Annotated in this window: 11 protein-coding genes; 4 read left to right on the plus strand and 7 right to left on the minus strand. The window is 39.3% G+C overall.

Going from position 1 to position 14,500, the window contains the following annotated elements:
- Window positions 1–25: 25 nt before the first annotated feature.
- Window positions 26–427: a GNAT family N-acetyltransferase gene (locus MTN96_RS26560; protein WP_069439852.1), complete on the minus strand. Its 402-nt coding sequence runs from the start codon at window positions 425–427 to the stop codon at window positions 26–28.
- Between the two features lie 12 nt (window positions 428–439).
- Complete coding sequence (locus MTN96_RS26565; protein WP_248533249.1) at window positions 440–643, minus strand: DUF3283 family protein; 204 nt, start codon at window positions 641–643, stop codon at window positions 440–442.
- A 434-nt stretch (window positions 644–1,077) separates the two neighbouring features.
- Between MTN96_RS26565 and MTN96_RS26570 the strand changes: the two genes are divergently transcribed.
- Window positions 1,078–1,722: a transporter substrate-binding domain-containing protein gene (locus MTN96_RS26570; RefSeq protein WP_248533294.1), complete on the plus strand. Its 645-nt coding sequence runs from the start codon at window positions 1,078–1,080 to the stop codon at window positions 1,720–1,722.
- Here the strand turns inward: MTN96_RS26570 and MTN96_RS26575 are convergent.
- Complete coding sequence (locus MTN96_RS26575; RefSeq protein ID WP_013465866.1) at window positions 1,719–1,964, minus strand: DUF1289 domain-containing protein; 246 nt, start codon at window positions 1,962–1,964, stop codon at window positions 1,719–1,721. The two genes, MTN96_RS26570 and MTN96_RS26575, sit on opposite strands and share 4 nt — an antisense overlap.
- Window positions 1,965–2,067: 103 nt before the next feature.
- On the minus strand, window positions 2,068–3,201 hold the full coding sequence (locus MTN96_RS26580; RefSeq protein ID WP_138627326.1) for a 1-acyl-sn-glycerol-3-phosphate acyltransferase: 1,134 nt from the start codon (window positions 3,199–3,201) through the stop codon (window positions 2,068–2,070).
- Window positions 3,202–3,641: 440 nt separating this feature from the next.
- On the opposite strand from MTN96_RS26580, the gene MTN96_RS26585 reads away from it, so the two are divergent.
- The gene (locus MTN96_RS26585; protein WP_069439849.1) at window positions 3,642–4,586 is read left to right on the plus strand and encodes a D-2-hydroxyacid dehydrogenase; all 945 of its coding nucleotides are present in this window, start codon (window positions 3,642–3,644) and stop codon (window positions 4,584–4,586) included.
- A gap of 176 nt (window positions 4,587–4,762) precedes the next feature.
- Complete coding sequence (locus MTN96_RS26590) at window positions 4,763–5,143, plus strand: DUF3192 domain-containing protein (RefSeq protein WP_248533251.1); 381 nt, start codon at window positions 4,763–4,765, stop codon at window positions 5,141–5,143.
- A 13-nt stretch (window positions 5,144–5,156) separates the two neighbouring features.
- Here the strand turns inward: MTN96_RS26590 and MTN96_RS26595 are convergent, their stop codons facing one another.
- From MTN96_RS26595 to MTN96_RS26605, 3 genes are all read right to left on the minus strand, one after another.
- The gene (locus tag MTN96_RS26595) at window positions 5,157–6,056 is read right to left on the minus strand and encodes a diguanylate cyclase (protein ID WP_248533253.1); all 900 of its coding nucleotides are present in this window, start codon (window positions 6,054–6,056) and stop codon (window positions 5,157–5,159) included.
- Window positions 6,046–9,816: a PAS domain-containing hybrid sensor histidine kinase/response regulator gene (locus MTN96_RS26600; RefSeq protein WP_248533256.1), complete on the minus strand. Its 3,771-nt coding sequence runs from the start codon at window positions 9,814–9,816 to the stop codon at window positions 6,046–6,048. Before MTN96_RS26600 ends, MTN96_RS26595 begins: the two co-directional genes overlap by 11 nt.
- A 66-nt stretch (window positions 9,817–9,882) precedes the next feature.
- On the minus strand, window positions 9,883–11,274 hold the full coding sequence (locus MTN96_RS26605) for a PhoH family protein (RefSeq protein WP_248533258.1): 1,392 nt from the start codon (window positions 11,272–11,274) through the stop codon (window positions 9,883–9,885).
- 299 nt (window positions 11,275–11,573) lie between these two features.
- On the opposite strand from MTN96_RS26605, the gene rapA reads away from it, so the two are divergent.
- Entirely contained in the window at window positions 11,574–14,468 is a 2,895-nt protein-coding gene (rapA, locus tag MTN96_RS26610; RefSeq protein ID WP_248533260.1) for an RNA polymerase-associated protein RapA, read from the plus strand.
- Window positions 14,469–14,500: the final 32 nt, after the last annotated feature.

The raw sequence follows: 14,500 nt of genomic DNA on the forward strand, positions 1-14,500 counted from the left end.
GCTTGCCCTATTACTAATTTATGTTTTATTGATATTTCAATGCGGTAATATTTCGGTGCTTATAAGCATCAAATAGCGTTAATAATGCAGGAGTATATGTTAACACTTGGTTAAAACCAAGTGCTTGATAAAAATCAGTAAGGCGTTGATAAGCAAAGGTGTAAACAGGTTCTGTTTGCGCATTTAAAAGGGCAACTAATAACTGGGTTGCCACCCCCTTTGAACGATAAGAAGGAGCCACGAACACCGTTGATAAAAATAAAAATGTGGGCTTATTCTGTAACCGGCAGGCGGCAATAATCGTATTATTATCGTAAGCGACCCAGACCTGATCCTGTTTATTAGCACGGCCGCGGACGTTATATAACGTATAAAACTTATTAACTAAGGGCGTTTTAATTGATTCTAATTGTTTAATTACAAGCATAGTAGGCAAACCCTAGCTAAGCATAATGGCCAAATACTGCTCAAATTTTTGTTTTAAAACACCTTGCTCTGCAACAGGACGACTATGCAGATTGTCGTACACTTGCTCACGCGTTTTTTTACCGCGCTTAATTTGATAAGCCCAAAATGAGGCCTCGTAATCTAACTGAATTTGATACTTTTGCTCTCGCGGCAAGTTACACAGATTAAAACTCATATTCACTCCAATTATTAGTGGCTATAAACTTATTGTTGCCTGCATGAATACAGGTAAGTGGCGTGAGCAGCATACGGAGGCTTTGCTCGGCTTTTACTAGCCCACTAGGTTAAACAACTCGCCCGAGCGCCCCTAGTTTGAACAAATTTCCATCCGCAAAGGTCAACAGCCCCTCGCTCAATAAAACATAGATTATACGTTTAAGCTTATAAAAAACTAACTCTATAACTAATAAAAATAAGCGACTGTAAATAATTCAACGTAATCAATAATTGTTGGTGGTAACTTTTGCAAGATTACTAATGCAAACTGTGCAAAAGACAGACAATTTGTTACTATGGCTGCTTATTATCTTGCCGCAATTAATTGGAAATACTGACGTGCTTAAACGCTTTAACGGATTGCTGGTATTACTGTGCTTAGTTTTTAGTAATATGTCTTTTGCGCACAGTTATAGCTACACATTTAATCGCCCGCAAAACACTCAACAAGCAAACTATACCATTGAGCTATTACAATTGGCCTATACAGATATGGGCTTTAAACTAAATATTGTCGATTTTAATCGTCAAAATGCACTATTTGCAGCAGATAATGGCATGTTAGATGGGCAGCTTGCTCGCGATATCAGTATTGAAAGTGCCTATAAAAATTTAATTCGAGTTAACTATCCACTCTTTAAATTTAACCTTGAACTTTATAAACGCTGTGAGCCCAGCTCCACTAAAACCATAGATAGCGTTGCTATTATTTCCAGTTACCCTGTGCAACAGCGATATTTAGACAGTATTGATTTTCAAGGTAAGGTAATTGAAGTTAAAAATAATAATACGCAGCTTAACTTACTGATCCAGCAAAAAGTACAAGGAGCGTTACTTATTGATTTTGCGATGGCAAATAAAACCATTCCTCCCTCTTTAGGCTGCTATGAAAAACATGTAGTTGCAACCTACCCGCTTTATCATTATTTACATCACAGTCATGCGGATATTGTTCCCCAGCTAGAAGCTACACTGGATAAGTTACACAATAACGGCACAGTTGCAAAACTCAGGTCAAAATACAACCTACACTTTTAAAAATCAAAACCTTGTTGATCTGCTTGCGGTGATGATTGTGCCACTTTATTTTTTTGCTGTAAGTAACGTTTATAGCGCTGCTGGCATAAACTCAATACTTTTTTCTTTTGAGAATTCGTTAACGAATTCCATGAAAAACGCTCATCGCGACTGCGATAACAGCCTTTGCAATAACCGCGATTATTAACTAAGCAAATACCTTTACAAGGGCTAGGAATATCAAATATTTCAATTTGTTGCATTTTACCCTCCGGTATTAAAAGCATAGCCTGAGTATAGCGCTATTTTTGTGCAAAAAAAAAGCAGCAAATAAATTGCTGCTTTGTTGTTAGCTTAAGCTGTTAATTACTGCTCACAGCTTTGTTCATCTACTTGTGTTTTTCGATGAAATGGCTTGGCATACATAGCTAAAACCAAAGCCCTTAACTCTTCTGGCACCTTGGCCAAACGTTCTTCAAATTGTACTACGTCATTTTTATTGATCACCGCCTCAGTGCAGCCAGCAGCAATAAAGTTGCCTGGGTGTAAGTAAAACGAATCAATAATTTGCTTATCAATGGTTTTTGCCAGTTCATCGGCACTGTCACAACCTGACTCAATAGGCTGACCAAACGATAAATGCACATGCCCTTTGGCTGAACTAAACCCTTCAACAATGCTGGCAATATCTTCACCCGCCGATTTAACATACTTCCCATGATGTTGTTTATGATATAGCTCTTTTGCCTTAGCTATAGCACAAGGCTCGTATTGGTAAGAGATTGCAACTGGCACCACTTTGAGCTCTTTAATGTATTCGCCAAATTCTTTCTTTTGTTTACGGCCATTAAGTTGCAACATTTTTAAAAGCGCAGGATCAGTTTGATCAACCCCATCTTTAGCGCGCCCTTCTTTTTGGGCAATCCAAATTGAGTGCCCGCTACTGAGTGAATCATAAATATAAGCTGATAACTGAGTCAGCGCTTTTAACATCTCTTTTGGGGCTTTCGCTGAGCGTTTCACAATAAAACTTTTATTTAAGCGCATAAGCTCAGTAATGTAAGGAATTTGCAGCAAGTTATCGCCAATCGCAATTCTCACTGTTTTCATTTTATGCTGGAATAAGCCCCAATTAACCAGTGCAGGGTCAAGTACAATATCTCTGTGGTTTGAAACAAAAAGATAGGCTTGATTAGGGTCTAAGTCTTCTAAGCCAGAAAAAGTGACTTTTGAGGTGGTACGTTTTATTAATATATTTAAGTAATGTGCCACTTCATTTTGTACATCTTCAACCGTTTTAACTTTGCCCCACTTTTTGCGCAACTGATGCTTTATTATAGCGCGTGCTAAAAACCCAACTGCGGATATAAAGCGTGGCAAATTGTATTTTGCAATTACATCAATAAACGCATTATCGTTAATTAATCGCGTTAATGAGGCGGCAACTTCATCGTCATTGTAAGGTCTTATATCTGCGTACTTATCTTCTAATTCAATCATTTACTGCATCTACAAAGTTAAAAACGGCGCGTTAAAACGCCCCGCTGTGTCTGATTTTGATTATAACTCAATCAAAAATACGAAACTAGCAATACTAAAGTTCGATTTACTGAGTTTTCATAGCGTTATAGTTTAACGCTGAGCCTAGCTGTCTTGCTAACAACGCATACGTATAGACTATGGCTATTAATTATTAATTTAAATGGGTAGACCTTACTAACAGCACTTTATTCAAATTAACTTAGCAAGGCAGTTGCTCATAATAACATGCCAGTTAAGCTTCAGTGGGCAGACCACATTTAAATATGCCTCTACAACTGCTAATGTAAACGCAACATGATAAACCCAATAACATTCAAATAGATGATACTCTTTTTATCACAAGTACTTCGCGTACAGGGGGTATTATTCCCTTAACACATACACTATTAGGACACACCGTGAACATAACAATTCTTGATAACGCTACACTGGCAAACACCTCACTTGATTGTATCTCAGCACTGGGAAAGCTTACCGTGCATCAGCTAACTAGCCCTGAGCAAGTGCTAGCACATAGCCAAAATGCAGAGGTGTTAATCACCAATAAAGTAGTGATTAATCGTGACACCATGGCACAATTAACATCACTCAAACTTATTTGTGTTAGTGCTACCGGCACCAATAATGTTGATTTAAATGCCGCGAAAGATTTAGGCATTGCGGTAACCAATGTTGCTGGTTATTCAACCCCCTCGGTTGTGCAGCACACCTTTTCGTTAATTACTAACTTATTAGGCAATACTCATCGCTACCAAGCGGACTGCCAACAAGGTGCATGGCAAAAAAGTGAAATGTTTTGTCGCCTTGATTACAGCTTTAATGACTTTCAAGGTAAAACATTAGCCATTATTGGTGGGGGAACTCTGGGCAATGCTGTATCTAAAGTGGCTGAAGCCTTTGGTGCTCATGTCATTGTTGCAGAGCGCAAAGGTGCTGAGTGTCGCCAAGGACGCACGCCTTTTGAAACCGCAATAAAAACAGCGGATATTATCAGCGTACATTGCCCACTTAATGATGAAACGCGTGACTTAATTACGCTTAATGAATTAAAAATGATGAAACCAACTGCGCTTATTATTAACACCGCGCGCGGGGGGATCATAAACGAAGCAGACTTAGCACAAGCCTTAAAAACCAATGTGATTGCTGGTGCAGGTGTTGACGTACTAACCAAAGAGCCTGCTGAGCACAACAATCCACTGGCCAATTACACGGGAGATAACTTACTACTAACCCCACATATAGCGTGGGCCAGTACCGAATCTATTGCGCGCTTGGTTAAAGAAGTGAGTTTAAATATCGCTGCATTTAGTCAACAAGAGTCGCGTAATCGCTTGGTTTAATGCCGTTAAATTAAGTTAGTCAAAATAACTAAAAAGTGGCTTTTTAATTTTATTTCTTAAAAAAGCCACTAACTCAAAAAAATCACTTTAAAAGTAAATAATTGATTTTTAAGGATTAAAAAACTGGCCTAGTCTTTGCTCTAAAGTCTGTAATTAATCATCTAGGATAATAAAAAATGAAAAAAACACTTTTAATCGCCGCCCTTACCACTCCTTTTTTAACTGGCTGTGTTATTGCTGTATCCGATGGCGAAGCGGAGGGTCATTGGGCTGGTAATAGTTCTTCTAGCTGGCAGGCAACACATAAGAATAATCGTGAAATTATTTCAGGCTTGGCAATGGATAGCTCTTATCAGTCTGTATTAAAAGCCCTAAAAACACCTGACTTCACCGAATTACTCAAAAAAGAAGAGGATGTTTACCAAGTCTTATTTTATGCAACGCACAGCATCCATTCAGATGGTAAAATGACTAAAGATGAATGCACACCGTTGGTATTTAAAAATGATAAATTAGTTGGTATTGGTGCCTCAGCACTGCAAGTGCTGACAAACTAAGTAACGACAGCATTTATTGGGCGCTAATTTGATTGCGCCCTAACTTTTTCGCATTATACAAACCGGAGTCAGCTTCTTCTAACAATGCTTTTTCAGTGTAAGCTTGGCTACTCTCACTAGAAGCAATACCGATGCTAATGGTGACGTGTGTAGCGTTTAAAGACGCATTATGTTCAATATTCAAATCATTAACGGCGTTACGTAACTTGTTGGCAAAAGCGATTGCACCTTGCTGATTGGTTTCTGGTAATACGGCCACAAATTCTTCACCGCCGTAACGCGCAATAAAATCACCGCCACGCTCACATTGCACGGCTAACGTTTTTGCCACTGTTTTTAAACATTCGTCTCCAGCTCGGTGGCCATAGTAGTCGTTATAACGTTTAAAATGATCAATATCTATGAGTAAAACGCACAAAGGAGAGTGGTTACGCTTACTTCTACGCCACTCTCTTTCTAAGTTCTCATCTAAATAACGTCTATTGGGTATTTCTGTTAAGCCATCAATAGAGGCAAGCATTTCTAGCAAATCATTTTTTTGCTTAATTAATAGCTGGTTCCGCACCCTAACTTTCACAATAGCGGCACTAAATGGCTTACCAATATAATCCATTGCGCCGAGCTCTAGCCCCTTTGCCTCATCTTCATGACGGTTGTTTGCAGAGATAAAAATAATAGGAATAGCCTGACTTATACTGTTCTCTTTTAGCTGTACGAGCACTTCATAACCATTCATACCAGGCATCATGATATCTAAAATGATTAAGTCTATTTGCGTGTGTTTAACAAACTCCAGCGCGTCTTCACCGCTTGTCACTAAGTAAACATCATGCTCATCGCTTAAGGTTTTTTCTAAAATGATTCGGTTATGCGCATCGTCATCTACAATTAATATTTTTGCTTTATTTATCATTGCTTACATCTAAAATTTTTATAAAAATATGAACTTGTTTTAACTGTATTATCAGCTCTTTAATTGCAGCATTGGCGTTCTTGTCGCCCACTTTTAATAATTGCTCAGTATGTTGAGCACATAATAATAATCGGTTAAACCCTAAGTTTCCTGCTATCCCTTTTAGACTATGCACTAAGCGTACCATTTCAATAGTAGGTATGTCTTTTTGAAGCTCAGCTGAATATGACTCATTTAACACCGCTAACTTAGTAAGCATGCTTTGCAATAGCTTCTCATCATTATTGAACTGTGTCAAAGCGAAGGTTTTATCAAAAAAGCAAGGCTTAGATATGTCTAAATCAGCTATCGATGCCAATAAAATAGGCGCAACCACGGGCTTAGTTAAATGTTTATTCATACCACTATTCAATGAACGTGCAATATCGGCAGGCTCACAATGTGCAGTTAATGCAAAAATAGGCAATTGCTGGGCGTCAAACTGTTGGCGTATTATTTGGGTTGCTTGATAGCCATCAATACCCGGCATTTGAATATCCATTAAAACCAAATCGGGGCGCAATATATTCACCCATTCAACCCCCTGTTTAGCATCACTAGCAGTCACAACATTCACTTCGGCTTTACACAATATACTGCTAATAATATCGAGGTTGAGCGGGTTATCATCTATGGCTAATACTAAGGTTCCCGCTATTTCTTCCTGTGGTTTATCCGCTTTATATTGAGTTACTTTCTTTAACTTTTCAGGGGTTAAACTAAGTAACCGCTGCGCCAGTGCACTGCGCGGTAAATACTGGCTAATAAAAGAGTCATTTATTGAAAGCTGACTCGGTTGCGAGTGCTCTATAACGATGAGTGAAGTAGTACGAGTGTGTAATACTGCTTTTATTGCTGACGTGAGAAAGGCAGGTACGTCATCAGCATCGATTACAATGGTATGCGCTTGTTGCAAACAATCAGGATCAGTTACGACTATTTCAAGAGCTTGATTATTGAAAAAAGGATGCGCGGTAATAACCTGATTAAGCAACTGACTCTTCGCGCTGGTGATCAGTAATAGTCTATCTGTAAAGCTTGCTGATTTCTCGGTATCTGTCGCTAAATCAAGCGTGAAGTAAAAATGACAGCCATGGCCTTTATCACTACTGAGTGCAATTTCACCTCCCATTAATGCCACACTATGCTTTACAATTGCTAGCCCTAAGCCAACCCCTTGATGCAAGCGAGTAGATGATTCATCACCTTGTGTAAAGGCATCAAATAAACGGCGTTGATCCGCTTGAGCAATCCCCACTCCTGTATCGATAACCTGAAAACAAATACGCTGCTCTTTATCGCCCTGGCTCGGCTGTAATGTCATTTTTAATGTCACACTGCCTTTATTGGTAAACTTAACGGCATTGGTAAGTAAGTTACCTAATACTTGTTGCAAACGAATTGTATCGCCGACTAAAAATGGAGAAATTTGCGAGTCTATGTCGATTTTTAGCTGTATCTGTTTTGTTTGGCATAAAGGTAAAATTAAACTTTCGCAGGTGTCAATCAAATCAACTAAGCACAATGGCGCTAATTGCAGCGTTGCTTCTTTACTTTCAACGCGGGCAAAATCAAGCATACTATTTAGCATCTGCAACAAATTATTAGCCGCATATTTTGCTTGGCTAGTTTGTTGAATTTGCCGCTGCGTTAACCCGTGCTCTGCGAGCATATCCAATAACCCCAACACGGCATTGAGGGGGGTGCGTATTTCGTGGCTTAAATTAGCAATAAAACGGCTTTTAGCTAACGTGGCACGCTCTGCATCATCTTTGGCTTTGGTAAGCTCTGTAACATCTTGAATATGAATAACATAATAAAGCGGCTGGCTATTTTCATTCCAAATTAACGACATACTCAACTGTAACCAGGCATTTAATTGGGTATGAGCCAAGGTTAAGTGAAACACCCTTTTTTTATTATTTAATAATTGCTGTAGTAACGCTTCAAGCTTCTTCCATTGTGTATTATTAAAAAGCGCATAAAAAGGAGTATCGGTTAATTTATCATGCTTGGAAAATAATTTTCGTGCGGCTTTGTTTACTTGTAAAATAGCGTACTCAAGCGACAGTAAAAACACCCCATTTGCGGCAAATTCAATTGCGCTTCTAAATATAGATTCAGACTCTTTTAATGCATACAAAGTATGTTGTTGTTCTGTAATATCACGGCCAACCCCCATAGTTCCTAATAATTGCTGCTGTTCATTGTAAAAGGGAGCAATGGTTAACTGATAAGTTCGCTCAGCAACATCTATGCGCTGCTGAATTTGCATTTTATGCTGTAATACTTGATATTCCAGCAAACTAATTTGTTCATACTCGTTACTTATGTTGTGTATTTGCTGCCCAAGGAGTTCACCTTGAGTTTTTCCAATAAACAACTCAAACGCTTTATTACAGCCTAAAAAAATGCCTTCTGTATTTTTAAAATAAATAAAATCAGGCACGCTATTAAGTACTGTGTTTAATAACGCTAAATGACGCTCTTTTGCTTGGTCGCTATGTTTTAGCTTTTTCGATTGTTGCCGTACTTGATCATCTAACTTTTGATTAGCATTTTGCAAAGAAATAACTAAGTGCTCATTTTTCGCAAAAATAGCTTTTACCCGCGCAAACCAAGGTTGCCAGTTTAACGGTATTTGGTAATTTAAATACCCGCTATTGTCATCGTTATGATGCTCTAAATAACGTATCAACTCGGTCATAGGTTTGATAAATATACGTTTGCTTAACCAAAAAAAGATGTAAAACATCAAACATAAAAATAAGACTAACAAAATAAACTCTATCAATACTTCATACACGATACCGCTTGAGAGGGTGTGCTTGTCAGCAAGAAACGCCAGATGAATAGGGTTCTTTTTTGAAGGTTGAATTAAAAATAATGAGTCTGCTCGCGCATTACTCTTTTGTGAGGGGCTTTTAATATTAGGCCAATAGGTCGATAACTTTATGGCTTGATTAATTGGCTGCTGTGAACTGGCAATAATTTCATTCTCTTGGTTGATAAAAACATACTCGCCTTGCTTTGAGGTTATTTTTTTCAACCAACTAGAGATAGCCTGTAAGTCATATATTAAAACAATATAATCTGAGGAGTTAAGCTCTCGCTGTCGGCCAACTGCAAAATATGCGTTATTGTCTACTTTAATAACGGCACTTGAAGTGAGTGTGTTCGCTGAAGGTAAGGGTTTAAAATCGCCATTAAGTACCTGCGTTAAAATATAACTTTGTGTATTGTTACGCCGAGCTAAATAAGCAAAGCCGCGCTCATCAACATAGGCTACAGAATGCAGCGACGACAGCAGCGCTAAGGCAGTGTTGAAAGACGGAGCCAGCGACATGACTTTTTGCCAGCGAGATAATGCCTGTTCGGAATAGCTGAATTGGCCTTTTCCTACTATTTCGCCATTAAAATGTGCTACCTGGCTATAATAATAATGCTCGTATTGATTAATGTTTTTTGTGAAGGCCTGATTCGCTGGTTGTGGGGCGTGTTTGTCATACATTATAAACATCGCATTAAGTAAATCGTCCATGCCTTGCATATCATGGTCAAGCTGCGCCGATAACGCACTGAAATCGGTGGTCTTTTTTGTTATTGCACGGTCCATTTTTATATCATAAAAATGCAAACACAAAAAAGAGGCCACCAATAAAGGGATTGCTAACGCCACAAAAACAGAGCGATGATAATGTTTTAGCGGTAAAAAATTCAACGACCTACCTAATTATTAGCTCAAAAATAAAACTGTAGACTATAGAGCCAAGATGTTAAGCGCAAGTTATAAATTTTCCTCGGAGAACGAAGCCAGTCGACTGCGTACTACCCCATTAAGATTTACGGTAGCACCACCTTCAAAATGTTTAAACCGCTCTACAATATAGGTAAGCCCCGAAGTAACCGCCGTTAAATAATTACTGTCTATTTGAGCTAAATTCCCAGTACAAATTAGTTTTGTTCCTTCCCCACAACGAGTAATAATAGTTTTTAGCTGAGAAGCCGTTAAGTTTTGGCTTTCATCTAAAATCACCACCGCATTTTGAATACTGCGTCCGCGCATAAAATTCACCGACTTAAACTGAATGTTGGCTTTTTCCATAATGTAATTACGGCTCGAAATTGGGTTTTCATCACCTTTATGCAGCACTTCTAAGGTATCGGTTATGGCAGCCAACCAAGGCGCCATTTTTTCTTCCTCAGTACCAGGCAAAAAGCCAATTGATTCTGCAATTTCAGGGGTATTACGGGTTACAATGACTTTGTCGTAAATACCTTTTTCAATCACCATCTCTAGCGCACACGCAAGTGCCAGTAAAGTTTTACCACATCCCGCTGGGCCGGTTAAAATAACAAGCTCAATAGACGTGTCGAGCAAGGCATCAAGAGCCATTGCTTGGTAAATATTTTTTGGTTTTATTCCCCATGCACTTTGATGCATCAACCGCTCTGCACCAATATCTTTAATGGTAATATGCTCACCATCATACGATTTAACTCTAGCGGCAAACTGATCGCCATCATCAAGTAAATATTCATTACAAAACACATCAGGAATTAAATCTTTAGGGATATGATGAACTGTTTCGCGTCCGTGTTGCTCAGTATTACACTGACCGACGTGCTGCCAAAAATCGCCCTCAATTTTTTTATAACCACTGGTGAGTAAATCAATATCGTCAATTAACTGATCAGTACGATAGTCTTCAACATATTTAAGCCCCGCCCCTTTGGCTTTTAAGCGCATGTTAATATCTTTAGTTACTAATATGACTTTTTTATCGCTATGCTGGTTTTGTAAATGCACCGCACAATTAATAATACGATGGTCGTTTTCATTGCCCGGCAAACCAGAAATAGAATCGGCAAATAAATGGTCGTTTACAATAATTAAGCTGCCTGTCGATCCGCCTTTTTTATTCTTTGGCAGCGCCACACCTTGTAGCATTTGTTCGGGAGTTGCCTGACTCAACACCCCATCAAGGCCACGAATAGCCACTCGCGCATCGCGGCTCACATCGTGTTTTCTATCTTTTATATGATCAAGTTCCTCCAATACGGTCATTGGGATAACCACTTGGTGCTCTTGGAATGACAAATACGCGAGGGGTTCGTGAAGTAATACATTGGTATCTAGCACATACATTTTACTATCAAAATTTGAAGCTTTTCCCATAGTACTTTCCTTACGTTTTATGATTTTTATGCTATACCCAATAAACTAATCAGTGGTTACTAATAAACTTGATTAATTACTTAGATATAATTTGAGTTTAGTCTATTTGTCATAAAAGTCTGTTTTATGACAAATATCATTTAGTTTGAATTTTCCACAAAATCGACGCACTAATGAGCGCTTTGGGTTGGTAATAATTCATACTTATAAAATTAATTAAAAGTCAGGCAAATAGCGCCTTGCAGTGGTGTTATCTAACAGGTAACATAGCCGCCTTTTTCTTCATAGACGAGACATACATGAATTTTTCCTTAGGTCAGCGTTGGATAAGTGACACAGAGTCAGATTTAGGATTGGGCACCGTTGTTGCCATTGATGGCCGCCAGGTCAGTATTTTATTTCCTGCCAGTGGTGAAAACCGTGTTTATTCTTCTGCAGAAGCACCGGTAACCCGCGTAGCATTTAATCCTGGGGATGTGATCCGAAGCGTTGAAGAATGGGAATTACAAGTCGAGTCTATTGAAGTGCAGGGTGAGTTACTGTGCTATCACGGAGAGCGTGTTGATAACGGTGAAAAAGTACAATTAAAAGAAACTTTTTTAGATCACTTTATCAAGTTCAATAAACCGCAAGACCGCTTATTTGCAGGCCAAGTAGACCGTTTTGATCGGTATACTTTGCGCTATCAAACCTGGTTACATCAGTTTGAACGTCAGCAATCACCTCTTAAAGGCTTAATCGGTCAACGCGCTAACCTTATTCCGCATCAGCTTTATATTGCTCAAGAAGTCGGTAAACGTTTTGCACCACGGGTATTGCTTTCTGATGAAGTAGGCTTAGGTAAAACCATCGAAGCGGGCATGATTTTACATCAACAAATTATCACCGGTCGTGCCAGCCGTGTACTTATTGTTGTGCCTGAGAACTTACAACACCAATGGTTAGTAGAAATGCTACGCCGTTTTAATTTACGTTTTTCAATTTTTGATGAAGAACGCTGCGACGAAGCGTTTGCTGATTCACCCAATGTATTTGATACCGAGCAACTGGTACTTACTAGCCTTGAGTTTTTAACCAAGAAAAAACGCTGGTTTGAACAAGCTACGTTGGCCGACTGGGATTTATTAGTAATCGATGAAGCGCATCATTTAAGCATTAACAACAATAAACCCAGTGCCGAATACCAACGTATGGCTGAGCTGAGCCAAGATATTCCTGGGCTAATTTTATTAACAGCAACACCAGATCAACTGGGTCATCGTAGTCATTTTGCTCGTTTACAACTGCTCGACCCAGATCGTTTTTACGACTATGACGTTTTTAAAGAAGAAGAAGCAAACTACAAAGACGTTGCCGAAGCTGCTAATCAGCTATTACAAGAACAAGCACTGGATGACAGCGCAAAAGCCACATTAATTGAGCTATTAAAAGAAACAGATATCACCGATATCCTTGAAAAAGCCCAACAAGGCGACCTTGCTGCACGTAAAGAAATACTCAATATGTTACTGGATCGCCATGGCACTGGGCGCATATTATTTAGAAATAGCCGCAGTGGCATTGATGGCTACCCTAGCCGTAAATTACATGCCTACCCAATGGCATTACCTAAGCAATACAAAACAGCAATGACCGTACTGGGTAATATGAGTGGCATTCAAAATGCCGAGCTCACTGCGCAACGTGCACTTTTCCCTGAAAAAATATTTCAAGAATTTGAAGGTGAAAGCGCAAGTTGGGGATTATTTGACCCTCGCGTAGATTGGTTAATTGAAACGCTAAAAACACTCAAGCGTGAAAAAGTACTTCTTATTTGTGCTAAAGCCGAAACAGCGATTAGCCTTGAGCAAATATTACGTGAACGCGAAGCAATTAAAGCCTCTGTGTTCCACGAGGGCATGTCGATTATTGAACGTGACCGCGCTGCGGCATTCTTTGCCGATGAATACGATAACGCACAAATATTACTGTGTTCAGAAATTGGTTCAGAAGGTCGTAACTTCCAGTTCTCACATCACTTAGTGTTATTTGATTTACCACTCAACCCCGATTTACTTGAGCAACGTATTGGTCGATTAGACCGTATAGGGCAAACACAAGATGTGAACATTCAAGTGCCTTATTTCGAAAACACGGCACAAGAAGTACTACTGCGTTGGTATAACGAAGGCTTAGATGCGTTTGAAAGCACATCAACCACTGGGCAGTTGCTGTATAAAGAGTTCAGCGAAGATTTACTTGAGTACATTGCAGCTCATAATTGTGATGAAGATGAGCTAGATCCACTCCTTGAGCAAGTAGCACAAAAAAACGCAGTATTACGTAAACAAATGGAAAGTGGTCGAGATCGCTTGCTAGAGCTACATTCATCGGGACAGGGTGCTGCTGATTCACTTGTGGCTGACATTGAAAAGCTCGACAACCAGTTTGAACTGCCAAGCTACATGATCAACGTGTTCGACACCTTTGGTGTAAGCCAAGAAGATAAAGGTGAAAACACCATTATTTTAAAGCCCACTGAGCACATGTTAAACGCTTCGTTCCCATCGCTAAAAGACGATGGTATGACAGTAACCTTTGACCGCGATACAGCGCTTTCTCAGGAAGATGTGCACTTTATTAGTTGGGATCACCCTATGGTGCAAGGCACTATGGATATGATTTGTGATGATGATTTTGGTAGTTCATCGGTGGCGTTACTTAAAAACAAAAAGTTACCACCAGGCACCTTTTTTGTTGAGCTAATATTTGTTGCCGAAGCCATGGCACCAAAAGCACTGCAAGTTGGCCGCTTTTTACCCCCTACGCCAATTCGTATTTTACTCGATAAGAGCAGTAATAACTTAGGTGAAAATGTTGGTTTTGATGGCTTTAATCAGCAACTATCTGCGGTAGGTCGTCAAACTGCGAGTAAATTAGCTGGTGCATTACAAAGTGCAGTTCATCCAATGATCAACACCGCAAAAGACATGGCGCAACAAAAATTGGATGTTATCCGTGCCGAGTCATTAGTAAAAATGCAAACATCGTTAAGCGAAGAGCAGCAGCGATTAGTTGCACTGAAGCAAATTAATCCAAATATTCGCCAAGAGGAAATTACCTTTTACGATAAACAACGCAATGAGCTAACTGCACATATTGAAAAAGCGCAGTTAAAACTTGATGCGATTCGTTTGATTGTGGTTTCGCACTAGAGAATCTAGCTGTCAGTCGTTAGTTAAAGATC

The organism is Pseudoalteromonas sp. 2CM28B (assembly GCF_023161935.1).